Source organism: Rhizobium ecuadorense (assembly GCF_001187535.1).
In the GTDB taxonomy this organism is placed as follows: Bacteria; Pseudomonadota; Alphaproteobacteria; order Rhizobiales; family Rhizobiaceae; genus Rhizobium; species Rhizobium ecuadorense.
Genome location: NZ_LFIO01000381.1, coordinates 185,280 through 210,720 on the forward strand (window position 1 = coordinate 185,280; position 25,441 = coordinate 210,720).

At 61.3% G+C, this 25,441-nt stretch carries 24 protein-coding genes; 18 read left to right on the forward strand and 6 right to left on the reverse strand.

Translation table 11 applies throughout. The features are described from left to right. The first annotated feature begins 155 nt into the window (after nt 1-155). The 11 genes from AF337_RS09130 to AF337_RS09180 all read left to right on the forward strand — a co-directional run bounded on the left by AF337_RS09130 (nt 156) and on the right by AF337_RS09180 (nt 13,906). The gene (locus tag AF337_RS09130) at nt 156-1,064 is read left to right on the forward strand and encodes a carbohydrate ABC transporter permease (protein WP_049731896.1); all 909 of its coding nucleotides are present in this window, start codon (nt 156-158) and stop codon (nt 1,062-1,064) included. Then, complete coding sequence (locus AF337_RS09135) at nt 1,057-2,001, forward strand: carbohydrate ABC transporter permease (protein WP_049731897.1); 945 nt, start codon at nt 1,057-1,059, stop codon at nt 1,999-2,001. Before AF337_RS09130 ends, AF337_RS09135 begins: the two co-directional genes overlap by 8 nt. A 4-nt stretch (nt 2,002-2,005) precedes the next feature. Beyond that, entirely contained in the window at nt 2,006-3,112 is a 1,107-nt protein-coding gene (locus AF337_RS09140; RefSeq protein ID WP_049731898.1) for an ABC transporter ATP-binding protein, read from the forward strand. Between the two features lie 294 nt (nt 3,113-3,406). After that, nucleotides 3,407-5,866 carry a beta-mannosidase gene (locus AF337_RS09145; protein ID WP_049731899.1) on the forward strand — a complete coding sequence of 820 codons (2,460 nt, stop codon included), beginning with the start codon at nt 3,407-3,409 and terminating at the stop codon, nt 5,864-5,866. Between the two features lie 38 nt (nt 5,867-5,904). Continuing rightward, the gene (locus tag AF337_RS09150) at nt 5,905-6,666 is read left to right on the forward strand and encodes a sugar phosphate isomerase/epimerase family protein (protein ID WP_049731900.1); all 762 of its coding nucleotides are present in this window, start codon (nt 5,905-5,907) and stop codon (nt 6,664-6,666) included. Between the two features lie 8 nt (nt 6,667-6,674). Beyond that, nucleotides 6,675-7,808: a Gfo/Idh/MocA family protein gene (locus AF337_RS09155; RefSeq protein WP_049731901.1), complete on the forward strand. Its 1,134-nt coding sequence runs from the start codon at nt 6,675-6,677 to the stop codon at nt 7,806-7,808. 206 nt (nt 7,809-8,014) lie between these two features. Next, on the forward strand, nt 8,015-9,046 hold the full coding sequence (mgrA, locus tag AF337_RS09160; RefSeq protein ID WP_049731902.1) for an L-glyceraldehyde 3-phosphate reductase: 1,032 nt from the start codon (nt 8,015-8,017) through the stop codon (nt 9,044-9,046). Between the two features lie 249 nt (nt 9,047-9,295). Further along, the gene (locus AF337_RS09165) at nt 9,296-10,909 is read left to right on the forward strand and encodes a glycoside hydrolase family 43 protein (RefSeq protein ID WP_049731903.1); all 1,614 of its coding nucleotides are present in this window, start codon (nt 9,296-9,298) and stop codon (nt 10,907-10,909) included. A 466-nt stretch (nt 10,910-11,375) separates the two neighbouring features. Then, a complete protein-coding gene (locus AF337_RS09170; RefSeq protein ID WP_049731904.1) occupies nt 11,376-12,302 on the forward strand; it encodes an ABC transporter ATP-binding protein in 927 nt (308 codons plus the stop codon). Next, nucleotides 12,299-13,060 carry an ABC transporter permease gene (locus tag AF337_RS09175; RefSeq protein ID WP_049731905.1) on the forward strand — a complete coding sequence of 254 codons (762 nt, stop codon included), beginning with the start codon at nt 12,299-12,301 and terminating at the stop codon, nt 13,058-13,060. Before AF337_RS09170 ends, AF337_RS09175 begins: the two co-directional genes overlap by 4 nt. Nucleotides 13,061-13,168: 108 nt before the next feature. Further along, nucleotides 13,169-13,906: an SDR family oxidoreductase gene (locus tag AF337_RS09180; protein ID WP_049731906.1), complete on the forward strand. Its 738-nt coding sequence runs from the start codon at nt 13,169-13,171 to the stop codon at nt 13,904-13,906. Here AF337_RS09180 and AF337_RS09185 read toward each other — a convergent pair. From AF337_RS09185 to AF337_RS09200, 5 genes are all read right to left on the reverse strand, one after another. After that, nucleotides 13,869-14,795 carry a LysR family transcriptional regulator gene (locus tag AF337_RS09185; protein ID WP_049731907.1) on the reverse strand — a complete coding sequence of 309 codons (927 nt, stop codon included), beginning with the start codon at nt 14,793-14,795 and terminating at the stop codon, nt 13,869-13,871. The two genes, AF337_RS09180 and AF337_RS09185, sit on opposite strands and share 38 nt — an antisense overlap. Before the next feature lie 114 nt (nt 14,796-14,909). Continuing rightward, nucleotides 14,910-15,347 carry an EamA family transporter gene (locus tag AF337_RS09190; protein ID WP_049731908.1) on the reverse strand — a complete coding sequence of 146 codons (438 nt, stop codon included), beginning with the start codon at nt 15,345-15,347 and terminating at the stop codon, nt 14,910-14,912. 161 nt (nt 15,348-15,508) lie between these two features. Continuing rightward, entirely contained in the window at nt 15,509-16,210 is a 702-nt protein-coding gene (locus AF337_RS09195; protein ID WP_049731909.1) for a TIGR02281 family clan AA aspartic protease, read from the reverse strand. Beyond that, nucleotides 16,207-16,425: a DUF1289 domain-containing protein gene (locus AF337_RS40010; protein WP_082336779.1), complete on the reverse strand. Its 219-nt coding sequence runs from the start codon at nt 16,423-16,425 to the stop codon at nt 16,207-16,209. Before AF337_RS40010 ends, AF337_RS09195 begins: the two co-directional genes overlap by 4 nt. Before the next feature lie 18 nt (nt 16,426-16,443). Then, nucleotides 16,444-17,226, reverse strand: coding sequence for an adenosylcobinamide-GDP ribazoletransferase (locus AF337_RS09200; protein ID WP_049731910.1), 783 nt, complete (start codon nt 17,224-17,226; stop codon nt 16,444-16,446). 188 nt (nt 17,227-17,414) lie between these two features. Between AF337_RS09200 and cobT the strand changes: the two genes are divergently transcribed. Next, nucleotides 17,415-18,431, forward strand: a complete 1,017-nt coding sequence (gene cobT / locus AF337_RS09205; protein ID WP_049731911.1) for a nicotinate-nucleotide--dimethylbenzimidazole phosphoribosyltransferase — start codon at nt 17,415-17,417, stop codon at nt 18,429-18,431. 127 nt (nt 18,432-18,558) lie between these two features. Next, on the forward strand, nt 18,559-18,948 hold the full coding sequence (locus tag AF337_RS09210; RefSeq protein WP_049731912.1) for a diacylglycerol kinase: 390 nt from the start codon (nt 18,559-18,561) through the stop codon (nt 18,946-18,948). A gap of 48 nt (nt 18,949-18,996) precedes the next feature. Here AF337_RS09210 and AF337_RS09215 read toward each other — a convergent pair whose 3' ends face one another. Beyond that, nucleotides 18,997-20,532 carry a sensor histidine kinase gene (locus tag AF337_RS09215; RefSeq protein WP_049731913.1) on the reverse strand — a complete coding sequence of 512 codons (1,536 nt, stop codon included), beginning with the start codon at nt 20,530-20,532 and terminating at the stop codon, nt 18,997-18,999. A gap of 106 nt (nt 20,533-20,638) precedes the next feature. Here AF337_RS09215 and AF337_RS09220 point away from each other — a divergent pair, with 106 nt between their 5' ends. The 5 genes from AF337_RS09220 (at nt 20,639) to AF337_RS09240 (ending at nt 25,423) form a co-directional block, all read left to right on the forward strand. Then, nucleotides 20,639-21,196: a thermonuclease family protein gene (locus tag AF337_RS09220; RefSeq protein ID WP_049731914.1), complete on the forward strand. Its 558-nt coding sequence runs from the start codon at nt 20,639-20,641 to the stop codon at nt 21,194-21,196. A 4-nt stretch (nt 21,197-21,200) separates the two neighbouring features. Further along, the gene (locus AF337_RS09225; protein ID WP_049731915.1) at nt 21,201-21,833 is read left to right on the forward strand and encodes a uracil-DNA glycosylase family protein; all 633 of its coding nucleotides are present in this window, start codon (nt 21,201-21,203) and stop codon (nt 21,831-21,833) included. 69 nt (nt 21,834-21,902) lie between these two features. After that, entirely contained in the window at nt 21,903-22,391 is a 489-nt protein-coding gene (locus tag AF337_RS09230) for an Lrp/AsnC family transcriptional regulator (protein WP_003540387.1), read from the forward strand. A 660-nt stretch (nt 22,392-23,051) separates the two neighbouring features. Beyond that, complete coding sequence (locus AF337_RS09235) at nt 23,052-24,074, forward strand: porin (protein ID WP_049731916.1); 1,023 nt, start codon at nt 23,052-23,054, stop codon at nt 24,072-24,074. Nucleotides 24,075-24,523: 449 nt separating this feature from the next. Next, entirely contained in the window at nt 24,524-25,423 is a 900-nt protein-coding gene (locus AF337_RS09240) for a LysR substrate-binding domain-containing protein (protein ID WP_049731917.1), read from the forward strand. Nucleotides 25,424-25,441: the final 18 nt, after the last annotated feature.

Below are 25,441 nucleotides of genomic sequence, written 5' to 3' on the forward strand. Positions count from 1 at the left end.
GCTGCCTTCACGATCCGGCTCCGCAAGAGCCGGATCGTACCCGGACAAATGTTCGGGCGGCGGCGTCTCTCCGACATCCCGGCAAGCCGGGCAGGGATGGCAGACGGCAAATCCGCTCTGTCACGGTCGCGGCTGCGATTTGAGGAGAAGAGTTCATGACGACGGGTCAAGCGCAAGCAGGCCGGCCAATCAAGTTACTGCGCAATCTGAATGCCAAGATTGCGTCCATACCGATGATCCTGACGGCGCTGGTGATTTTTGTCGGCGGCACGTTCTGGACGGTCTTTTATTCCTTCACCAATTCCAAGCTCCTTCCGCGGTTGAGTTTCGTCGGCATCGATCAGTACGAACGCCTCTGGGCGGCACCCCGCTGGGTGACGGCGATCGAGAACCTGGCTCTCTACGGCGTGCTCTCGCTGATCTTCAGCCTGGTCATCGGTTTCATGCTCGCCGCGCTGATGGACCAGAAGATCCGTTTCGAAAACACCTTCCGCACCATCTTCCTCTATCCCTTCGCGCTGTCCTTCATCGTGACGGGCCTCGTCTGGCAATGGGTTCTGAACCCGGATTTCGGCATTCAGTCGGTCGTGCGTTCGATGGGCTGGACGAGCTTTACCTTCAATCCGCTCTATACGCCTGAAATCGTCATCTACGGCATTCTGATCGCCGCGCTGTGGCAGGGAACGGGTCTCGTTATGTGCCTGATGCTGGCCGGCCTGCGCGGCATCGACGAGGATATCTGGAAGGCCGCGCGCGTCGACGGTATCCCGATGTGGAAGACCTATCTCCAGATCGTCATTCCCATGATGCGGCCGGTTTTCATCACGACGATCGTCATCATCGCCTCCGGTATCGTCAAGGTCTACGACCTCGTCGTGGCGCAGACTTCGGGCGGACCGGGCATTTCGTCGGAAGTGCCGGCGAAATATGTCTACGACTACATGTTCCAGGCGCAGAACCTGGGGCAGGGCTTTGCTGCCTCGACCATGATGCTCGTCACCGTCGCGATCATCATCGTTCCGTGGGCCTATCTGGAATTCGGCGGAGGGCGCAAGCGTGGCTGATGTAGGAACTCTCAACACCACCGCTGCCGGCATCGATGCCGTCGCACCGAGACTCGGCGAAGGCCCGAGCGGCGCGAAACCGCGCCCGGCGCTGTCGTCGCGCAACATCGTGCTCTACGGCACGCTGACCGTCGCCGCGCTCTACTATCTGCTGCCGCTCTACGTGATGGTCGTGACGTCGCTGAAGGGCATGCCGGAAATCCGTCTCGGCAACATCTTCTCGCCGCCGATGGAGATCACTTTCGAGCCTTGGGTGAAAGCCTGGGCCGAAGCCTGCACCGGCCTCAACTGCGATGGCCTGTCGCGCGGTTTCTGGAACTCGGTGCGCATCACGGTGCCATCGGTGATCATCTCGATCGCGATCGCCTCTGTGAACGGCTACGCGCTGGCGAACTGGCGTTTTAAAGGATCCGAGCTTTTCTTCTCGATCCTCATCATCGGGGCGTTCATTCCCTATCAGGTGATGATCTATCCGATCGTCATCATCCTGCGCGAAATCGGCATCTACGGCACGCTGACCGGCCTCGTCATCGTGCATTCGATTTTCGGCATGCCGATCCTGACATTGCTGTTCCGCAATTATTTCGTCTCGCTGCCGGAAGAACTGTTCAAGGCGGCGCGTGTCGATGGGGCGGGCTTCTGGCAGATCTTCCTGAAGATCATGCTGCCGATGTCGCTGCCGATCTTCGTCGTGGCGATGATCCTGCAGGTGACCGGCATCTGGAACGACTTCCTGTTCGGCGTCGTCTTCACCCGGCCGGATACCTATCCGATGACCGTGCAGCTCAACAATATCGTCAATTCCGTCCAGGGCGTGAAGGAATACAACGTCAACATGGCGGCAACGATCCTGACGGGTCTGGTGCCGCTGATCGTCTATTTCGTGTCGGGACGGCTTTTCGTCCGCGGCATCGCCGCCGGCGCAGTGAAGGGTTGATCGCATGAACATGAATTCGAGTGTCTCCAATTCAAGTGTTTCCATCAGGGATCTGTCGCTGAACTTCGGCGCGGTCAGCGTGCTGAAGGATCTGAACCTCGACATCAATGACGGTGAATTCCTGGTGCTGCTCGGCTCGTCCGGCTGCGGCAAGTCGACCTTGCTGAATTGCATTGCCGGCCTGCTCGATGCCTCGGAAGGGCAGATCTTCATCAAGGGAAAGAACGTCACCTGGGAGGAGCCGAAGGACCGCGGCATCGGCATGGTGTTCCAGTCCTATGCGCTCTATCCGCAGATGACCGTCGAGAAGAACCTTTCCTTCGGCCTTCGGGTCGCCAAGGTCCCGCAGACCGAGATCGACAAGCGGGTGGCGCGTGCCTCCGAGATCCTGCAGATCCAGCCGCTCTTGAAGCGCAAGCCGGCCGAACTATCCGGCGGCCAGCGCCAGCGCGTGGCGATCGGCCGGGCGCTGGTGCGCGATGTCGACGTCTTCCTGTTCGACGAGCCGCTGTCCAACCTCGACGCCAAGCTCCGCTCGGAGCTGCGCGTCGAGATCAAGCGCCTGCACCAGTCGCTGAAGAACACGATGATCTATGTCACCCACGACCAGATCGAGGCGCTGACGCTCGCCGACCGCATCGCCATCATGAAGAGCGGCATCATCCAGCAGCTCGACGATCCGACGACGATCTACAACCGGCCGCGCAATCTTTTCGTCGCCGGCTTCATCGGCTCGCCGTCGATGAATTTCCTGCGCGGCGAGCTGGTCAAGTCAGGCGACGGCATTGCCTTTTCCGCCAACGGCGTCATTTTCTCGCTCGCTGCTTACGAGGCCAGCGAGGCGCTGCAGCCCGGCCGCAAGGTGGTGCTCGGCGTTCGCCCGGAGCACATCAAGGTCAACGAGAATGCCGGCGGCGAAGAACATGACGCCACCGTCGATATCGAGGAGCCGATGGGCGCGGACAATCTTCTGTGGCTGAAACATGCCGGTCACACGATGTCGGTACGCGTCAATGGTGCCCGCCGCTTCAACGTCGGAGCCAAGGTGAAACTGAGCTTCGACATGACGGTCGCTTCGGTGTTCGATGCCGAGAGTGAGTTGCGGCTCTAGGAGAGGTTCTGCGGGCGGGGCCGGATGGTGCCACCTGCTTGCAAGGCTGTTTGTATGAATTCGACTAACGCTCCACCCTCCCTCAGGCCGGCGCGAGCTTGGCAAGAGGCCAACTCCGCTCTCCGTCATCCTCGGGCTTGACCCGAGGATCCATGCCGCGGCTGCTGCTGGATGCCGAGTGGATGCTCGGGTCAAGCCCGAGCATGACGGAGGAGAAGGGGTCACAACGAACGACAATGACCGGACGGCGATCATGCGCCATCCATTTCAAAAACGTGAATCGGAATTGAAATCGTGACTCAACAACCGCCCCCCTCCAGCATCGACCTTTCCGGTTCGTGGCAGCTCGCCTCCGTCGACGGTGAGATTCGCACTGCGATCATGCTGCCGGGCGACGTGCATACCGCGCTTCACCGGGCAAGCCTGATCCCCGATCCCTATTTCGGCCGCAACGAGGAAAAGGTGCAGTGGGTTGCCCAGCGCGAATGGGTGGTCGAGCGCAGCTTCACGCTGCAGGAGGTCGAAGGCGACTGGTATCTCGATATCGATTATCTCGACACGGTCGCCAGCGTCCATGTCAACGGCGTCCTGGCGCTCGAAGCCGACAACAGCTTCCGCCGCTATCGGCCTGACGTGTCGAGCATGCTGAAATCCGGCGACAATGTCATCCGTATCGTCTTCGCCTCCAACCCCGCCGTTGGCGCCGAGCGCCAGAAGAAGCAGCCTTTCTATATTCCTTACAGTACCGGCAATTCGCCGATCCCCGACGGCAACATGCTGCGCAAGCCGCAATGCCATTTCGGCTGGGACTGGAATATCGCCATTGCGCCGCTCGGCCTTTACGGCACGATTGCGCTGAAAAAGCTCGAGACCGCGCGCATCGAGCATGTGGTTACCCGCCAGAGCCATAATTTCGATGGTTCGGTCGATCTGATGGTGACGGCGACGCTCCATTCCAAAGGGCCGAGCATTGCCCAGGTCTATTTCGATCTCGACGGCGAGCGGGTGCGCCTCGATGTCGGCGTCCATGGCGAGACCCATGTCAACCACCTCTTCCATATCGACAATCCGCGGCTTTGGTGGCCTTCCGGCAGCGGCGAGCAGGCGCTCTACAGGCTGTCCGTCGCATTGCCGGCGGACGAGGTGACGAAGCAGATCGGCCTTCGCACCATCGAGCTGATCACCGCGCCGGATGCATCAGGCAGCCGTTTCGCCTTCAAGGTCAACGGCCGCGAGATCTTCTGCCGCGGCGCCAACTGGATCCCGGCCGACGCGCTCTATTCGCTGTCCTCGCCCGAGAAGACCGAAGATCTCCTGCAATCGGCGAAAGCCGCCAACATGAACATGATCCGTGTCTGGGGCGGCGGCTTCTACGAGCAGGATCATTTCTACGATCTATGCGACCGGCTGGGCCTGATGGTCTGGCAGGACTTCATGTTCGCCTGCAACCTCTATCCCTCGACCGACGACTTCCTCGGCAATGTGGCTGTTGAGGTCGATTACCAGGTGCGCCGGCTTTCGTCGCACCCGTCGATCGTGCTCTGGTGCGGCGATAACGAACTTGTGGGAGCACTCACCTGGTTCGAAGAATCGCGCAAGGACCGCGACCGTTATCTCGTCTCTTACGACCGGCTCAACCGGACGATCGAGCAGGCGGTGAAGAAGGCGCTGCCGGGCGCGCTTTGGTGGCCGTCGAGCCCGGCCTCGGGCTATCTCGATTTCGGCGATGCCTGGCATGCCGACGGATCCGGCGACATGCATTACTGGTCGGTCTGGCACGAGAACAAGTCGTTCGACAATTACCGTTCGGTGCGGCCGCGCTTCTGTTCGGAATTCGGCTTCCAGTCCTATACCTCGCTGCCGGTCATCAAGACCTATGCCGAGGAGAAGGACATGAATGTCGCTTCCCCGGTCATGGAGCTGCACCAGAAGAACGCCGGCGGCAATGAGCGCATCGCCGGCACGATGTTCCGCTATTTCCGTTTCCCCAAGGATTTTCCGAACTTCGTCTATCTCTCGCAGATCCAGCAGGGGTTGGCCATCAAGACGGCGGTGGAATACTGGCGGTCGCTGAAACCCCATTGCATGGGCACGATCTACTGGCAGCTGAACGACACCTGGCCGGTCGCCTCGTGGTCGAGCCTCGACTATGGCGGCCGCTGGAAAGCGATGCATTATCTGGTCAAGCGCTTCTTCCAGCCGGTCGCGGTCGCCGCCATTCCTTCCGAGGACGGCAAGACGATCCGCTTTTCGCTGGTCAACGACACGCTTGAAGATGTCAGCATCGATCTTTCGATGTCTATCCTGACGATGAAAGGCGAACGTCGGCACGTGAAAGACGTGCAAGCCGTATGCTCGCCGGATGCGGCGGTTACGGCTGCGACAATCGACGTCTCCGACATTGACGAGGGCACGCTGCTTGCCTGGCATTTCACCGCATCGAACGGCATGGGCGGCGAGGGGCATTACGTCAACGGCACCTATAAGGCGTTGGAATTGGAGCCTTCGGGCCTGACCATTACCCACGAATATGTCGAGGCGAGCGGCGCGATCGATATCAACGTCACCGCCAGGGGACTTGCGCTCTTCGTGATGATCGAGAGCGAGACGGACGGCAAATATTCCGACAATGCCTTTGATCTTGCGGCCGGCGAGAGCCGCCGCATCAGCTTTACCCCGGCGCGGCCGCTCGATCGCGGCGCGCTTCCGGAGTTCCGGTTCTACGACCTGCATTCCTGCCAATCGGCGGATTGATCTTCCCAAGCATGGGCACGAGGCCCAAGGAGAATATGATGACGAAACTTAGCTACCAGCTGTACAGCGCCCGCAATTTCCAGCCTTATTCAGTGATTTTCGAAAAGCTCGGCAAGGCGGGCTATGCCGAGGTCGAGGGCTTCGGCGGCATTTATGCCGATCTCGACGATGCCGGGCTGAAGAGCCTACGCGCCGATCTCGACAAGAACGGCCTGGTGATGGCGACCGGCCATTTCAGCCCTGATTTCCTGGAGAAGGACGTGCAGAAGTCGCTGAACATTGCCAAGATTCTCGGCATGGATTCGATCTATGCGCCGCATCTGGCAGCTGACCAGCGCCCATCCGATGCCGCCGGCTGGACCGCCTTCGGCAAGCGGCTGCAGGAGATGAGCAAGCCCTACAAGGAAGCCGGCTACGAGTTCGGCTGGCACAATCATGATTTCGAATTCGTCAAGCTGGCCGACGGCTCGCTGCCGATCGAGCGCATCTTCGAAGGCGCGCCCGACATTTCCTGGGAAGCCGATATCGCCTGGGTCATCCGTGGCGGCGCCGATCCGTTCGCCTGGGTCGAGAAGCTCGGGCCGCGCATCACTGCAGTCCACGTCAAGGATATTGCGCCGGCCGGCGAAGCGACGGATGAAGACGGCTGGGCCGATGTCGGCCATGGCAAGGTCGAGTGGGCGAAGCTGATTGCGGCCCTGCGCGCCACCAAAGCCAAGCACTTCGTCGTTGAACATGACAATCCCAAAGACATCGACCGCAACATCAGCCGTTCGATTGCATCCTTTCAGACTTATTGAGGCACATCATGACCAGGGAACTTGGCGTCGGCATCATCGGATGCGGCAATATCTCCACCACCTATTTCTCGCTCGCACCGCTCTTCAAGGGGCTGAAGGTGCTGGCCTGCGCCGATATCAATCTGCAGGCCGCCGAGGCGCGCGCCAAGGAATATGGCGTCAAAGCACAGACGATCGACGCGCTTCTCGCCAATGACGAGATCGACGTCGTCGTCAACCTGACGATCCCGGATGCGCATTTCCGCGTGTCGAAGTCGATCCTCGAGGCCGGAAAACACGTCTATTCGGAAAAGCCGCTGGTGCTTTCGCTCGAAGAAGGCGAGGAACTTCGCCGTATTGCCAAGGCGAAGAACCTCGCCGTCGGCTGCGCGCCTGACACCTTCCTCGGCGGCGCCCACCAACTCGCCCGCAAGTTCATCGACGATGGCGGCATCGGCCGGGTGACTTCGGGAGCCTGCTACGTGATGAGCCCCGGCATGGAGATGTGGCATCCGAACCCGGATTTCTTCTTCCTGCCGGGCGGCGGCCCGATCCTCGATCTCGGCCCCTACTACATCGCCAATCTGATCAATCTGATCGGCCCGGTCAAACGTGTCGGCGCCATGACTTCGATGGCGTCGCCGACCCGCACCATCACGAGCGAGCCACGCAACGGCGAGATCATCCCGGTCAAGACGCCGACGACGATCCAGGCGCTGCTCGAATTCGTCTCCGGCGCCACCGTGACGCTGACGGCGAGCTGGGATGTATGGTCGCATCGTCACGCCAATATGGAGCTCTACGGCACCGACGGCTCGCTCTACGTGCCGGATCCGAACTTCTTCGGCGGTGTCGTCGAGGCAAGCGGCCGCGACAAGGAGATCAAGCCGCTCGACGTCTGGGAGCATCCATTCGGCAAGATCAACCAGGAAAGCCCGAGCGGCTCGCGCGCCAACTACCGCACCGCCGGCCTTGCCGACATGGCGATGGCGCTGATTGAAGGCCGCGACGCGCGCTGCTCGCTCGACCGCACGCTGCACGGCGTCGACGTCATGACCTCGATCCTGAAGTCGGGCGAGGAAGGCCGTTTCATCGACCTGACCACGACCTGCACGCAGCCGGCGGCACTCGGTATCGAAGAGGCGCAGGCGCTGTTGAAGTGATAGGATAGCGCGCATCCGCCCGGCGCGCGCTCCCAAGCTTCCGTTATCCTCGGGCTTGTCCCGAGGATCTGCCGCGCTGTTAGTAGATCCTCGGGACAAGCCCGAGGATAACGACGTTGGAAGGTGGAGATGTTTTTAGCTTTCGGCCGTCGCTCAGGACGGATACGAAAGGGAAGCAATTTTAGACAGGTTCAGGAGACTTCCAAATGAGCTGGCAACCAGCCGCAGACCGTTATTCGAAGATGAAATATAACCGCACGGGCCGTTCCGGCCTGAAGCTGCCGGCCGTCTCCCTCGGCCTCTGGCACAATTTCGGCGGCGACACGTCGCATGACCGCAAGATCGACATGTGCCGCACGGCCTTCGACCTCGGCATTACCCATTTCGACCTCGCCAACAATTACGGTCCGCCTCCCGGCAGCGCCGAGACCGCTTTCGGCGAGATCCTGCGCACCGAATTTTCCGGGCTTCGCGACGAACTGATCATCTCCTCCAAGGCCGGCTACGATATGTGGCCGGGCCCTTACGGCGAGTGGGGCAGCCGCAAATATCTGATCGCCTCCTGCGACCAGAGCCTGAAGCGCATGGGCCTCGATTATGTCGACATCTTCTATTCCCACCGTTTCGACCCCGAAACCCCACTCGAAGAAACCTGCGGCGCACTCGACCATATCGTCCGCTCCGGCCGGGCGCTCTATGTCGGCATCTCCTCCTACAATTCGCAACGCAGCCGCGAAGCCGCCGCCATCCTCAAGGATCTCGGTACGCCCTGCCTGATCCACCAGCCGAGCTATTCGATGCTCAACCGCTGGGTCGAGGACGACAGACTGCTCGATACGCTCGACGAGGTCGGTATGGGTTCGATCGTGTTCTCGCCGCTCGCCCAGGGCATGCTGACGACAAAGTATCTCGGCGGTATTCCCGATGACAGCCGCGCGGCGCAGAACCATTTCCTGAAGCGCGACTTCATCCGCCCTTCGATCATCGACAATATCAGGAAGCTCAACGACATCGCCGAAAGGCGCGGCCAGACGCTGGCGCAGATGGCGATCGCCTGGGTGCTGCGCGGCGGACGCGTGACCTCGGCACTGATCGGCGCCAGCCGCTCGTCGCAGATCGTCGATTGCGTCAAGGCGCTGGATAATCTTGAATTTTCGGCCGAGGAGCTCGCCGAGATCGACGTCTATGCCCGTGAGGCGGATATCAATCTCTGGGCGAAGTCGGCGGAGCGGGAATAGGTAGGTCGAGCCGGAGTTTGGGGCGGCACGATGCAACACCGCCCTCATCTCTGTGACCTCAGGGCTTGCCTGAGGGATGCCACAGAGATCCAGCCAGCCCAAGTCCTTGGGCGGAATGGGTTCTTTTCGCCGCGCGGACGCGCGGCGGCTGGATTCCTGCGACGAGCACAGGAATGAGGGTGGGGAGGTGAAGTAACCGCCCACATTTGACGTACGTACCACAACAATAATCTCGGAGGAGGCCGCATTATGATTCGCAATCCCATCCTGCCTGGGTTCAACCCTGATCCGTCGATCTGCCGCGTCGGCGCGGATTACTATATCGCGACCTCGACCTTCGAATGGTATCCCGGCGTGCAGATCCACCATTCGCGGGATCTGGTGAACTGGACGCTGGTGCGCCGGCCGCTGGAGCGCCGGTCGCAGCTCGACATGCGCGGCAATCCCGACAGCTGCGGCATCTGGGCGCCGTGCCTTTCCTATGCCGACGGGCAGTTCTGGCTTGTTTATACCGACGTCAAGCGTTTCGACGGCAGTTTCAAGGATGCGCCGAACTACATCGTGACGGCGCCCTCGATCGAGGCGGAATGGTCCGACCCCGTCTATGTCAATTCCTCCGGCTTCGATCCCTCGCTGTTCCATGACGACGACGGCCGCAAGTGGTTCGTCAACATGCAGTGGAACCACCGCACCGAAAGTTATGGCGGCTCGCCGAAATCGCCAGCCTTCGACGGCATCCTGCTGCAGGAGTGGGATCCGGCGACGAAGGCGCTGAAGGGCCCGATCAAGAACATCTTTGCCGGTAGCCCGCTCGGCCTCGTCGAGGGCCCGCATCTCTTCAGGCGCAATGGCTGGTATTATCTGACGACAGCCGAAGGCGGCACCGGCTACGACCACGCCGTCACCATGGCGCGCGCGCGCCGCATCGAAGGGCCTTATGAGATGCATCCGAACATGCATCTCATCACCTCCAAGGATCATCCGGGGGCGGTGCTGCAGCGGGCAGGTCACGGCCAATATGTCGAGACGCCGGACGGTGCGGCCTATCACACCCATCTCTGCGGCCGGCCGCTGCCGCCGAAACGGCGCTGCACGCTGGGGCGAGAGACGAGCCTGCAGAAGTGCGTCTGGCGCGACGATGACTGGCTCTATCTCGAGAACGGCACCTCGGTGCCCGATGTCGATGTGCCCGGTCTGTTCGGCGCTGTGCCCGCGGAAAAGCCGATGCGCAGCGAATACGGCTTCGACGGCGGCACGCTACCGGCCGATTTCCAGTGGCTGCGCACGCCCGAGCCCGCGCGCATCTTCAACCTGATGGACCGTCCCGGCCATCTCAGGCTGATCGGGCGAGAAAGCGTCGGTTCCTGGTTCGAGCAGTCGCTGGTCGCCCGCCGCCAGGAGCATCACAGCTTCCGCGCCGAGACCGTGGTCGAGTTCTCGCCCGACACCTATCAACAGGTCGCGGGGCTGGCGCATTATTACAACCGACACAAGTTCCACGCCGTTGCCGTGACGCTGCACGAAACACTCGGCCGCTGTGTGACGATCCTCTCCTGCAACGGCGATTATCCGAACGGACGCCTCAACTTTCCTGCCGAAAGCGGTGTGGCGATCCCAGCCGATGGCCGCGTCCAGCTCGCCATGGAAATTCGCGAGAACGACCTGCAATTTTTCTGGCAGACCGAAGGCAAGGGCGCCTGGCAGCCGATCGGCCCGATCCTCGACGCCGGCATGATTTCCGACGAAGGCGGACGCGGCGAACACGGCTCCTTCACCGGCGCCTTCGCCGGCATGTTTGCCTTCGATACGTCGGGGCGAGGGAAGGTCGCGGATTTCGACTGGTTTAATTATGACGAGTTGTGAGGGGACACTCTCGCTTTCCTCCCGAAGGGACATTGAAGGCCGAGGACGGCCACCGTCCAGTCCCCGCAAAAAGAAAGCCGGCGCAGGGCCGGCTAAGACGAACGCGGCCGACAGGGGATGCGGGCCGGTTCCAAGCACTTCGTGACTGAACAATAACTTTCACTATATGCCGAGGCAGCAAAAAAGGGGTGCAACGAGAACACCCGGAGACGGATCCGCAAAGGGGTAGGCGGCGGGGCGGATGCCGGTGCTGGCCTCGGCTCTGTTATGGGGCACGAAGATCACCGGATGATGACATCCGAAATCGGCCGCAGCCTTTCTCTCTCGCGGCCGAATAGCCTACGCCGATGGCCGACGGTGTTGGCGGGGCGTGAATGCTGTGTTCACGTTCCCAAGGATGTCAAAGCGTCATGAAGGCATTATATAGCGGGCCGAAGTAACACTTAAGAATCCGCAAGAGTACCGCATGGCCCCCATCATTTCCGTTCAGAATCTCACCAAGACCTACGCCAATGGGTTCGAGGCCCTGAAAGGCATCAACCTCGACGTCGAAAAGGGCGAGATCCTGGCGCTGCTCGGGCCGAACGGCGCTGGCAAGACGACGCTGATCTCGATCATCTGCGGCATCGCCAATCCGAGCGGCGGCCAGGTGCTGGTTGCCGGCCACGATGTCGTCAAGGATTTTCGCGCCACCCGTGGAATGATCGGGCTGGTGCCGCAGGAACTGACCACCGATCAGTTCGAGACGGTGTTCAATACGGTGAGTTTCTCGCGCGGACTGCACGGCAAGAAGGCCAATCCAGCCCATATCGAGAAGGTGCTGCGGGCGCTTTCGCTCTGGGACAAGAAGGACAATATGCTGCGCCAGCTCTCCGGCGGCATGAAACGGCGGGTGCTGATCGCCAAGGCGCTTTCGCATGAGCCGGATATTCTTTTCCTCGATGAACCCACAGCCGGCGTCGACGTGACGCTGCGCAAGGACATGTGGAATGTCGTTCAGGAGCTGCGGGCCTCGGGCGTCACCATCATCCTGACCACCCATTATATCGAAGAGGCGGAGGAAATCGCCGACCGCGTCGGTGTGATCAATGGCGGGCAATTGCTGCTCGTCGAGGACAAGGCGGCGCTGATGGCCAAGCTCGGCCGCAAGCAGCTCATTCTCGATCTCACCGAGCCGCTCGAGCGGCTTCCGGATTGTTTTGCCGGCAACGGACTGACGCTGGAAGCCGGCGGCAGCCGGCTGACTTATGATTTCGACGCCGACAACGAGCAGGAGAGCATCGCGACGCTGCTGACCCGGCTCGGTGAAAACAATATCCATTTCAAGGATCTCTCGACGCGGCAGAGCACGCTGGAAGACATCTTCGTGGCGCTGGTAGGAGCGGACAAATGAACATCGAGGCGATCAAATCGATCTATTTTTTCGAGATGGCACGCACGCGCCGCACGTTGCTGCAAAGCGTCATCTCGCCGGTGATTTCGACCTCGCTCTATTTCATCGTCTTCGGCGCCGCGGTCGGCTCGCGCATCCAGGAGGTGGAGGGCGTATCCTACGGCGCCTTCATCACGCCCGGCCTGATCATGCTGACGCTGCTCGGCCAATGCATCAGCAACGGCTCCTTCGGCATCTATTTCCCGAAATTCACCGGCACGATCTACGAGGTGCTGTCGGCGCCGGTGGCGATGACGGAGATCCTGCTCGGTTACGTCGGGGCCGCCGCCACCAAGGGGATGCTCATCGGCTTCATCATCCTGCTCACAGCCAATCTCTTCGTCGATGTCAGGATCGAACATCCCTTCATGATGATCCTGTTCTTCCTGCTGACGGCAATCACGTTCAGCCTGTTCGGCTTCATGATCGGCATCTGGGCCGGCAATTTCGAACAGCTGAACCTCATTCCCATGCTGGTCGTGCCGCCGCTGACCTTCCTCGGCGGCAGCTTCTACTCGGTCAATATGCTGCCGCCCTTCTGGCAGGCGGTCAGCCATCTCAACCCGGTGCTCTATCTCGTCAGCGGTTTCCGCTGGAGTTTTTACGGTATTGCCGACGTCAACCCGGCAATCAGCCTGGCGATGATCACGGTGTTCCTGGCGATCTGCCTGGGCACGCTCGGCTGGATCTTCAGGACCGGCTACCGGCTGCGCAATTGATCGCTTCCTGAGTAGCATCATCGGGAAAGCCGATGATGCTATCGGTTTCTTCCGTTTTTCTTCCGCTTCGATCCGAGGCATCTGCTCTCTCATTCAAGGAGATGCGAGATGACTGAAATCAGGATCGAAGGTGCGAAGGTGTTGATCGTCGGCGGCAGCTCGGGCATGGGACTGGCGCTTGCCAGGCGCCTGCTCGACGAGGGGGCGTGGGTGACGATCGCGGGGCGCAGCAAAGAGAGGCTTGCGGCGGCTTGCCACCAGCTCGGCGCCCATCCGAAACTCGGGACGTGCGCTGCCGATATATCGCGGGAGGAGAAGGTCGCGGCGCTGTTTCGGGATAGCGGACCGGTCGACCATATCGTCAGCACGGCGGCCGATATTGAAGGCGCCTATCAGTTGCTGCCGTCGATCGAGCTTGCCGCAGCGCAACGGGTGGTCGAGAGCAAGTTCTACGGGCCGCTGCTGCTGGCGAAATATGGCGCCGCCCACCTGCCGCCGGCGGGATCGATCACCTTTACGTCAGGTATCGCCGCCTATCGACCGGCGGCGCGCGGATCTGTGGTCGCCGCCGTCAATGCGGCGCTCGAAGGCCTGGTAAGAGCGCTTGCCGTCGAGCTGGCGCCGCTCCGTATCAATGCCGTGTCGCCGGGGTGGGTGGATACGCCGATCTGGAATTCCGTTGCCGGTGACGCCAAGCAGGCAACGCTCGACGCGATGGCGCAACGGCTGCCGGCCGGGCGTGTAGGCCAGCCGGAGGATATCGCCGATGCGATTCGCTTCCTGATCGGTAACGCTTTCACCACAGGCACTATCCTGCATGTCGAAGGCGGGCATCGGCTGGTCTGAGGGGCAAAAATTCTTCGCTGGCCGATTGCAGCAGGAGGGCGAGCGCCGGCGGCTGCACGCGCCGGCGCCGCCACATCATCATCAGCGAGGCGGCCGGGGGAGCGCCGCCCGGCCACGGCAGTTCGACGACATCGCTGCGCGCAGCGGCCGGGCCGACTGCAAGACGCGGGACGAGGCCGTAACCGGCGCCCGATGCAACGAACCGGATGATCGTTGCGATACTGTCGGCTTGCGCGACGATGGGCGGTGCCGGCAGGCCTGCTTCTTCAAAAGTGGTGTCGAAAAGGTAGCGATAAACGCAGCCGGTTTCGGTCGCGACGAAGGGCGCCGTGCTCAGCGCCGCGAGACTTTCAAATGATGGGGCCTGCGAATTGCGGCCGGCGATCAACACCAGCGGCTCGCTGGAGATGCGGCGCGTCGCGAAGCGCTCGTCCTGCTGGCCGCGATCGAAGGTGAAGGCGACGTCGATCGAGCCGTGCTGCAATTGCGATTGCAATTCGCCGCTGCCGCCGATCTTGATTTTGAGAGCAAGGCCGGGGTTCTGCCTGCGGAAGAGGGAGAGCCAGGGCGCCAGCCTTTCGGCGGCAATTGTTTCGAGCGTGCCCAGGATGATGGACTGCTCGCTTCTGCCGACTGCAGCATAGACGGCGGCCTTTGCCTCGTCATTCAGCGCCAGGATCTCCTCCGCATAGGCCTTTAGGGCCACACCCGCCGGCGTCGGGGCGACACCCTGGCGGGAGCGGAAGAGGAGCTCGACGCCGAGTTCTTCCTCCAGCGCCTGTATCTGGTCGCTGAGGCTCGATTGGGCGAGATTGACCTCGGCAGCAGCGCGCGTGAGGTTTCCATGGCGGATCACCGCAAGGAATGTCTTCAATTGTCGTGGATTCATCTCGAGCTCCGGTGGGCGCGCAGGCGCCTTGACGCAAGATATTAATAAAGCGGAACCTGCTGCAACGCAGGAGCATTTTCGACGAAGGGCCCGTCTGTGTTGCGCCCTTTCTCCTCAGGCGCTGCTGACGAGCAGGGCGCCTGAGATGATGAGGAGAGTGCCGGCGACGAGCTTCGCGATGTTCAACTCGGCGGCTTCGCCGAGAAACAGAGCACCGATTGCCAGCGTCACCAGCACGTTGCAGCTCCAGATCGGGGCGAGTTTCGAGACAGGGATGCCGTAAGCGAAGAGCGCGAAGCTGATGAGGCCGGTGCCGAAAGCGAAGCAGGCGCCTGCGGTGGCGGCAAAACCAATACCTTCGACCGTCCAGGGGGCGGGGCGCCAGATCAATGCGGCGATCAGGCCGGCCAGCGCACAGGCGGCGCCGAAAGCGATCAGATAGACGGCGGAGCCGGTGGCTGATGTGGCGCTCTGCTTCTGAAAGATGGCGGTGATGCCCCAGAATAACGCCGGCAAAACGCCGCCGATGACGATCGGCCAGAGTGAATTCATCGCGAAACTCCTGTCGTACCCGTGGATCAGGGGCCTCGCCGAAGGCGAAAGCCGGTCGAACGTGCGGTGCCACCAGACTAGGAGTTTCTTTTTGCTCTTTGTGGTCTTGTTGTTGCGTTTGAAGGTGACAGATCCGAATGCCGGCGTAAAGCTGGGCCGGTTCAATTCCGCATGCGGAGCTCGTCGGTCTGCATCTGCAGCGAACCCAGCGTTTCCAGGAAGCTCATACCGAGCAGGCTCTGGTCGAGCCGGCCGTCCTCGGCGACGCTGGCTGCGACATTGTTGCGGACGATCGGGCCGATCGCCACCTGGTCGAGCGTGACGGGTGCTGCGCGGCCGCGGCCGTTGGCGGTCATGACGGTCATGGAATAGCTGAGGCGGGAAAGGTCGATGCCGATCCGCTCGGCATCTTCGTGCGACAGCGCCACCATGCTGGCGCCGGTATCGACGAGCATCTCGATCGTCTGGCCGTTGACGGCGACATCGGCCTCGAAATGGCCGTTCAGCAGCTTATGCAGAATGATCTCCTGGCCGCCTTCGCTTGTGGTGACGACGACGGCGCGGCCGGGAACGAGGCCGGCGAGCAGCCGGTTGCCGACGCCGAGTGCTTCCTGGCGATAGAGATAGACGGTGACGAGCGCCAGGATGATCACCAGCCAGATCATCATGTGGCGCATCGTTTCGCCGAGGTTGCGCCGGCTCGCCCAGATGCCGGCCGACAGCATCAGCGCAATCGGCAGCAGATAGACGACGCGGACGAAATCATCACTCTGCAGGCCGATGATCCGGCTGCTGTCATTGTTGACGATCAGCACGGCAAGGCCGATGCCGATCACGACGAGGACGACGGTCAAACGGATCATAAAGGCCGCTCCGGCCCGCTGGTGAGGCCTGTTTCCATGTGGTTCGATACCGCGGCGGCGCCTGCAAGCCTTGCCGGCAGCAGCGCCATGATCCGGCTTCGCTCGATGTCGGAGTAGCTCACCCAGTTGCCGATTTCCTGGAGAGTCCGGCCGCATCCGGCGCAAAATCCGGTGGCTGAAACCAGTGAGCAGACGTGAATGCAGGGTGTTTGCATGAAGGACATATCGGAGTTTCAAAGAGCCGTGGCAAGGGCGCAAAGGGTGGCGATCTCGCAAATTTGCTGTGTCGCGCCCAGCGTGTCGCCGGTGTGGCCGGCAAGCTTGCGGCGGATGAAAGCGGTAAAGGCAAGTGCGGCGATGCCGGTGGCGAGCAGGCTGGCGACCAGCGGCCGCAGGCCGAAGGCCGGCCAGATCAGAAGCGCTGCGACGAGGCCGGCCGAGGCGAGGGCAAATTGCATCGCCGCTTCATCCGGCTGGCCGGTCGAAGCGGCGATGCCATCGGCCTTGGCCGGCGGCAGCCGCTGCCAGTGCCAGGCGATGGCGCCACGGCTGAGCGCGGCGACGGCGGGAATGGCAAGGGCCGACGTGAGCGGCGAGGCGTGGCGGGCAATGGTGGCAAGTGCTGCGGCGCGGATCGCGAAGGAGAGGATCAGCGCGATCGCTCCATAGGTGCCGATCCGGCTGTCCTTCATGATGGCGAGGCTGTGCTCGCGGCTCTTGCCGCCGCCAATGCCGTCGGCGGTATCGGCCAGACCATCCTCGTGCAGCGCGCCGGTGACGATGACCTGGATGGAAAGGGCGATCAGGGCGGCCATCAGCGGATCGGCGCGCAGCCCCAAAGCCAAGAAGAGGGCGAATGCGGGAACGAGGCCGATGACGATGCCGGCGAAGGGAAAGGCGCGCACCAGCCGGCCGAGCCTGCCGTCATAGGTTTTGAACAGCGATTGCGGCATGGGAATGCGGCTGAGAAAGGCGACGGCGCGGGCGGTATCGACCGCATGGTCCTTGATCTTCATTCTGCTTCGTTCTGCTCAAGGTTTCGGCTTATCACGTTGGCTTATGGTCGCGGCGGTACTTTTGGTGTTGTTCGCCCCGTCGGCCCGCTTTAAGAGAATTGCGACCCGCAAAGAAGCTGATTTGCTCGACGCAAACAAGTGGTTTGCGTGAAAACAAGAATACCCGGATTCATAGGAAAACCGCACAGATGAGCGTTTCAGGCCTGCCGTTCGACGATTTCCGTACCCTGCTCCGCGACCTGCCGGGGCCGGACGCCCGTGCGCTGGTGGCCGCGCGCGAACGCGACGCGCAGCTGACCAAGCCGCCGGGCGCGCTCGGGCGACTCGAGGAAATCGCCTTCTGGCTTGCCGCCTGGACGGGCCGCTCCCCTGCCGTCAACCGGCCGCTGGTGGCGATCTTCGCCGGCAATCACGGCGTCACCAAGCAGGGAATCACGCCCTTTCCGCCGGCTGTGACGCAGCAGATGGTGGAGAATTTCGCCGCCGGGGGGGCTGCGATCAACCAGATCTGCGTCGCTTACGATCTCGGGCTGAAGGTGTTCGATCTGGCGCTGGATTACCCCACCGGCGACATCACCGAGGAAGCGGCGCTTTCCGAGCGCGATTGCGCCGCAACCATGGCTTTCGGCATGGAGGCGATTGCCGGCGGCACCGACCTGCTCTGCGTCGGCGAAATGGGCATCGGCAATACGACGATTGCCGCGGCGATCAATTATGCGCTCTATGGCGGTTCGGCGCGGGACTGGGTCGGACCCGGCACCGGCTCGGAAGGCGAGATGCTGGAGCGCAAGGTCGCGGCGGTGGAAAAGGCCGTCGAGCTCCACGGCGATCATCTCGACGATCCGCTGGAAATCATGCGACGCCTCGGCGGCCGTGAGATCGCGGCGATGGCCGGTGCCATCCTTGCCGCGCGGATGGAGCGCATTCCGGTGCTGATCGATGGTTATGTCGCGACTGCTGCTGCGGCGATCCTCAAAGCCGCCAATCCCTCCGCGCTCGATCATTGCCTGATCGGCCACGTTTCCGCAGAGCCCGGACATCTGCGCGCGATCGAGATGCTCGGCAAGACGCCGCTTCTGGCGCTTGGCATGCGGCTCGGCGAAGGCACGGGCGCAGCGCTCGCCGCCGGCATCGTCAAAGCCGCCGCTGCCTGCCATTCCGGCATGGCGACGTTTGCCCAGGCCGGTGTGAGCGGCAAGGATTGACGCGCGGTCGGCGCCGCCGATCCGCACGCGGCTTCGCTTGCGCCGCCCAGATGGATTCGGTATCTGCGTATTCGGTCATCAAGCGGGGCGGCAAAGCCTTTCCCGGTCTGCGAGAGGAGAGGGCGCCTTGACGAAGCCTGCGGTGACGAAAGAGACCGGAATTCGGCACTTCATCGCCGCCGCCAGCTATTCCTGGGCAGGCTTCCTGCGAGTTCTAAGAGAGGCAGCCTTCCGCCAAGAACTCGGGTTCTCAGTCATTTCGATCGCGGCGCTGGCGCTGGTCGGGGCGAGCGCCGGCGAGATCGTCGTTGCAGTGTTGCTGTTTCTCGGGCTGTTTTCGATGGAGGCGATGAATACCGCCGTCGAAGAGGTGATCGACCGGATTTCGCCCGAGATTTCGATCGTCGGCAAACATGCCAAGGATCTCGGCTCCTTTGCGGTGAGCTGCATGATCGCAGCCTGCTGCCTCTATCTCGGCTTCATCCTCGGCAAACATATCTTCTTTGGATCCGCATGATGTCGTCCGAAAACCGCTCACACTTTTCGGCATTATGCTTTAGCTGAATCAGGCGAAACTCTTGCGCTTGCGGGCGACGGCCTGGGCCTCTTCCACGGCCGGCAGGCTTTGGAGCACGCGCTTGGCGGGCAGGATGGCGATGACCTCGGTGCCCTCGCGCAGCTTCGATTTCAGCAGGAACTGTCCGTCATGCTTGGCAAGGATCGCCTGGACGATCGGCAGGCCGAGGCCGGTGCCCTGTTCGGCGCTCTTGATGGCGATCGAGCCCTGGCCGAAGGCCGACAGGACGACGGGAATCTCTTCTTCCGGAATGCCGGGGCCGTTGTCCTTGATCGAAATGTACTGACCGCCGCCGGCCGTCCAGCCGACCTTGACGTTGATTTCGCCGCCCTGCGGGGTGAACTTGACCGCATTGGAGAGAAGGTTGAGCACCACTTGGCGCATCGACTTTTCGTCCGCCCAGATGGCCGGCAGCTGCCGCTCGAATTGATCCGAAATGGCGATGTTCTTGGCGCGGGCGCGCAACTGCACCATGCCGATGCAATCCTCGGTGATATCGAGAAGCGATATCGCCTCCTCGCTCAACTCGTATTTGCCGGCCTCGATGCGGGAGAGGTCGAGGATCTCATTGATGAGATCGAGCAGATGCTGGCCGGAGCGGTGGATATCGCCGGCATATTCCTTGTAGGTCGGATTGGCGAGCGGCCCCATGACTTCGGCCGACATCACCTCGGAGAAGCCGAGGATAGCGTTGAGCGGGGTCCTGAGCTCGTGCGACATGGAGGCAAGGAAGCGGGACTTGGCGAGGTTTGCCTCCTCGGCGCGGCGGCGCGCCTCGTCCGACATCGATTTCGCCACTTCAAGCTCGGCGATCAGGTCGTCCTTTTCCGACTGGTAGGAAAGGATCCTGAGGTTCGACTTGAACAGCCGGTCGCTGATATAGTTGAAGAAGACGAGGGTGCTGGTGAAGAGCCCCGTCAGGCTGATTTCGAGAAGGTCGCGGGACAGGCCGCTCTTGGCGGCGAGGGCCAGAACCGCCGGCGCGAAGGTAGCGAGCACGGCAGGCGTCAGCATGAAATTCGACATCGCCGTGACGGAGAGCGCGATCAAAAGCGTCGCACCTTTATAAAGGATGAAGCTCGACGGCTCGCAGGTATCGCAGCCCTGCAGCGCGAAGACCGCCCAGCAGCAGCCGAGCAGCAACTGGCCGAGCAGCAGCAGGCGGCGCCATTTGCGGGCGCTCTCGGAGGTGATTTCCTGACGGCGCGCGCGCCGCGCCAGCAGGATATTGCCGGTGTGACAGGTGAGCGTCAGCAGCGCCCACAAAAGCAACTGCGTATCCTGCGTGAAATAAACACCGAGGGCGGTGATGATGACGACGAAGAGCGGCATGATCGTCGCGCTCTGCAGCATCGACGCCACATACATCTTGAGCGCGTCACGGTCGAAGGAGGAATTGGACGCATGGCCGGACTGAAGACGTTCGCGCGTTTGCCGCACGGCCTTGGAAACGGCCTTGTTGCGGTGGCTGCGCGACCTGTCGACGATAATCTTGTCGGTCGATGTGCTTACGCCGGTACTCATGTGCACGTTGAAACTTCATCCCAGGGTGGATAAGAGCTTAACCGGCAATTCTTAAGAAGATGTTTGCCATCTTTGCCAAGGATTTGTTTTTTAAGGAGGCGAAAGCGTGACACGGAGCCTGCGCCTGATTCGCGACGGCGTGACCGCTCTTGCCCTGCTGGCGCTCCTGGCGCTGATCGCCGCCAAGCTCAACGATGCAGGAAGAATCGAACATGCGGGCGCTTTCCATGCTGCCGATGGCGACAGTCTGACTTTAGGAGAGGAACGTTTGCGCCTCGAAGGCATCGATGCACCGGAGCTCAACCAGAGCTGCGAGCGCGCGGGACATGCCTGGGCCTGCGGGCGGGCGGCGCGTGAGGCGCTGCAGGGCATGGTTCTGGCATCGGGAACGCTTTGCCGGGGCAGCCGGCGCGACCGCTACGACAGACTGCTTGTCATCTGCCGGAGCGGGACGATCGGCGACATCAACGCCGCTATGGTGCGCCGGGGCATGGCAATCTCCTATGGCGATTACGGCAAGGAGGAGGCCGAGGCGAGGGCCGCGAAGGCGGGGCTCTGGGTGGGGACTTTCGAGCGACCGCGCGATGTGCGCGACCACGCGCGCCAGAGGTCTGCTTCCGATGGCCCCCTGCGCTTCATCAGGCGGATCGTCGGATGGGAGTGAGGTCATGACGAATGAAATCGGACTGGAAGGCATGCGGCTGGAAATCGCCTCCTGCCGTATCTGTCGTGACGCGCCGTTGAAAGGCCTCGCATATCGGCTGCCGCACGAGCCGCGGCCGGTGGCAGTGATTTCGTCGAGCGCACGCATCCTGATCGCCGGGCAGGCGCCCGGGCTTCGGGTGCATGAGAGCGGCCTGCCGTTCGACGATGCTTCGGGCGACCGGCTGCGGTCATGGCTCGGCGTTGATACAGCAAGCTTCTACGACCGCGACCGATTCGCCATCGTGCCGATGGGTTTCTGCTTTCCCGGCTATGACGCCGAGGGCGCGGATCTGCCGCCGCGTCGCGAATGCGCGCCGTTCTGGCGGCAACGGGTGATTGCGGCCATGCCGCAGATCGAACTGGTGCTGGTCATCGGCCAATATGCGCAGGCCTGGCATATGGGGGCGGAAAGGCGGGGCAATATGACTGAGACGGTGCGGGCGTGGCGGGACAGCCTTCTGTCCAATCGGTCGCCGGCGGTGCTGCCACTGCCGCATCCGAGCTGGCGCAACAGCGGCTGGCTGAAGCGCAATCCGTGGTTCGAGGAAGAATTGCTCCCGGTCTTGCGGGATCGGACAAAAATGCTGCTTTCCTGAAACAAAATTCTTTTCGTCGGGCGGAATCGCGTTATACAAAGAAAATAATTCGAAAGGACTGTTGCTCGCATGGATCGCCTCGACCGAAAAATACTGCGTCTTCTACAAGAAGATTCGACCCTGGCCGTGGCCGACCTCGCCAAAAAAGTCGGGCTGTCGACGACGCCATGCTGGCGGCGCATCCAGAAAATGGAAGAAGATGGCGTCATCAAGCGCCGAGTCGCCATCCTTGATCCGGAGAAGGTCAACACCAAGGTCACGGTCTTCGTGTCGATTCGCACGGCCACCCATTCGATCGAATGGCTGCGGCGCTTTTCCGAGGTGGTCGCCGAATTCCCCGAAGTGGTGGAATTCTACCGGATGAGCGGCGATGTCGACTATCTCCTGCGAGTCGTCGTGCCGGATATCGCCGCCTATGACGCCTTTTATAAGCGGATGATCGCCAAAATCGAGATTCGCGACGTCTCCTCCGCCTTTGCGATGGAGCAGATCAAGTATTCGACGCAACTGCCGCTCGACTATATGATTCTCGACAATGCCAAATCCAATGAGGATTGAAATCGGCGTTCGGCGCACGACCCGAAGGCCTGAGGATTGTGCTATCTGAGTCGATCCGGCCACATCTGAGTGCGCCAATCCGGTAAGTGCGGAGGGGTGAAATGCGATCAAGACTGCAGAAAAGCCTCAGAAATAGCGAAAAAACGCTCGAATCCCGCCTAGGTTCGGAAAAATACATAGCCTGGTAAGAAATACGAGGCTATGTTGAATGGAACCAGTGCGCGTTGTGTCATCATTTCGTCTCATTGGTATCGAATTCAGGACACGATGTTCTAAACTGCTGCCTTGTATGTGTTGATTAGCCGGCGGTAGAGTTTATGCACTTCACCAATATGTTCGACGGGGGTCGAACGGTGGAGAATTTGACAAATGGGGCGTAGCGTTTGCGGCTTGCGATGGAGGATTTCCGTCGCGAGGCCGCTTGGCGTTTCTGTCGTCTAGATAATTGAAATTGTTGTATAAAAATCACGTTGCCGGGGAAACTTGCTCTAGGGGGGCCATCTTGCGTGTGTCGAGAATTGCTTGAGAGGACCTCATATGGGATGACGGTTTGGCGGTTCGATCGATCCGCACGCCGAGATGGCTGTTCAAACTGGGCCGGCTTCAAATCGACTACCCGATTGGAAGCCAGCCCCGATCGACAAAGGAATGGATTGGTAAATGAACATCAGAATGGTTTTGCTTGCATCAGCAGCAGCATTTGCTGCATCGACGCCGGTTCTTGCAGCTGACGCTATCGTTGCTGCTGAGCCGGAACCGGTTGAATATGTTCGCGTCTGCGACGCTTACGGCACCGGCTACTTCTACATCCCGGGCACCGAAACCTGCCTCAAGATCGAAGGTTACATCCGTTTCCAGGTTAACGTCGGCGAAGATGTCGGCGGCGATTCGGACTGGGATGCCGTTACCCGCGGTCAGGTTCAGTTCACGGCCAAGAGCGACACCGAGTATGGTCCGCTGACCGGCGTCATCGTCATGCAGTTCAATGCTGACAACGCCACCGATCAGGACGCCATCCTCGACTCCGCTTACCTCGACATCGCGGGCTTCCGCGCTGGTCTGTTCTACAGCTGGTGGGACGACGGCCTCTCCGGCGAAACCGACGACATCGGTTCTGTCGTAACGCTGCATAACTCCATGCGTTACCAGTATGAAAGCGGCACCTTCTACGCCGGTCTCAGCGTCGACGAACTGGAAGACGGCGTTTACAAGGCTGGCGAAGAAGCCAACAACGTTGGCGTTGCCTTCGGCGTCGGCGGCACGGCTGGCGCGTTCAGCTACCAGGTTACTGGCGGCTGGGACTTCGACAACGAAGATGGCGCAATCCGCGCAATGGGTACGGTTGACATCGGCCCCGGCACGCTCGGCCTCGCTGGCGTATACTCCTCCGGCCCGAACTCCTACTACTCTTCGGCTGAGTGGGCTGTTGCTGCCGAATACGCCATCAAGGCAACCGACAAGCTGAAGATCACCCCGGCCGTTCAGTACTACGGCAACTACTTCGGCGGTGGCAAGGCTGTTCCGGATGACTACGACGGTCTCGGCGATGCTTGGAAGGTCGGTCTGACGGTTGATTACCAGATCGTCGACAACTTCTATGCCAAGGCTTCGGTTCAGTACCTCGATCCGGATGATGGCGACGACTCCACGACGGGCTACTTCCGCCTGCAGCGTTCGTTCTAATCCACTTAGTGGATGCTCCCGGTCTTCGGACCGGGGGCACTTCAAATCAGTTTCTGATCCGAGTGACCTCCGATCAGCTACGGGGACGGGTCCGGTCTTCCCTGCCGGACCGTCCTTGCAGCGTGTTTGACACGCAGTCCTCTGGGCATCTTTCAGAAGCCTTTTCTGAGGAGCCGAACCGGTTCGGTGCGTATCGCACGCCGGTTTCTTGCCAAGTTTGTTCTAGAGACACTCCCATTTCAATTTTCAAGCGAGCTGGATCGGTCGACAGCATCGTCGCGCGCACGCAACTGTTGGTCTCTTCCGTTTTGGCCGTCGGCCGGCGTTGCCGTAACAGGTCGCGCAAAGAAAATCCAATGCCGACAATGTGATTACAGCTTTTTGGGAGAGGGGATACAACCTCTGCAGGGGGCCGGCATTCATTTCCTCCTCGCGGGCAGCTTGTTCTTATGGACGATCTCAATGACTACTATTATTTCGCCGCTGTCGTCTCCAGCGGCGGCTTCGCTTCTGCAAGTCGCGATCTCAAGATCCCGCGATCGAAGCTGAGCAGGCGGGTCAGCCGCCTTGAGGAAGGGCTTGGCGCAAGGCTAATAGAACGCTCGACACGCCATTTCCGGGTGACGGAGATCGGTCAGGCTTTCTACGAAAGATGCCAGACCATTTTACAAGAAGCCGACCGCGCCAAGTCGATCGTCAGCGAGGCTCAATCCGATCCGCAAGGTGTGGTGCGGATGGGCTGCCCGCTCGGCCTCGTCGATATCTCCGTCGGCGGAATCCTGCCTGAATTCCTGGAACGCTATCCGAAGATCAAGCTGCAGATCATCGGCTCCGACCGGCGCGCCGACCTCATCAACGAACGGATCGATCTTGAGGTGAGGGCAACCAACGAGCCGGAGACGCAGACGAGCTTGACGATGCGCAAGCTCGAGCGGGCGCGGCGTATTCTGGTCGCAAGTCCCTCGCTGGTCGAGCGCACCGGCGGCCTGAATTGTGTGGACGAACTCGCCGAGCTTCCGACGCTGGCCATGACGTCATGGGTGTCGTTCCACAGCTGGGAATTGATCGGACCGAATGATGCCAAACGGGTGATTCGGCATCAGCCGCGGCTCACCTGCCGCAGCATGACCGCCATCCTCGACGCGGCCCGTGCCGGTCTCGGCTTCGGGCTTTTGCTCGAAAGCGCCTGCGAAGCCGATCTCCAGACCGGCAGACTGGTGCGGGTGCTGCCGGATTGGCAGTCGGAGGAGAGCCAGTTTTATATCGTCTTCACGACCGCCAAGGGCATGCCGCCGGCAGTGAGGGTGCTGATCGATTTCCTGGTCGAAAAATCCCGGCAGCATTCATAAGGCAGCATTGACGAAGAA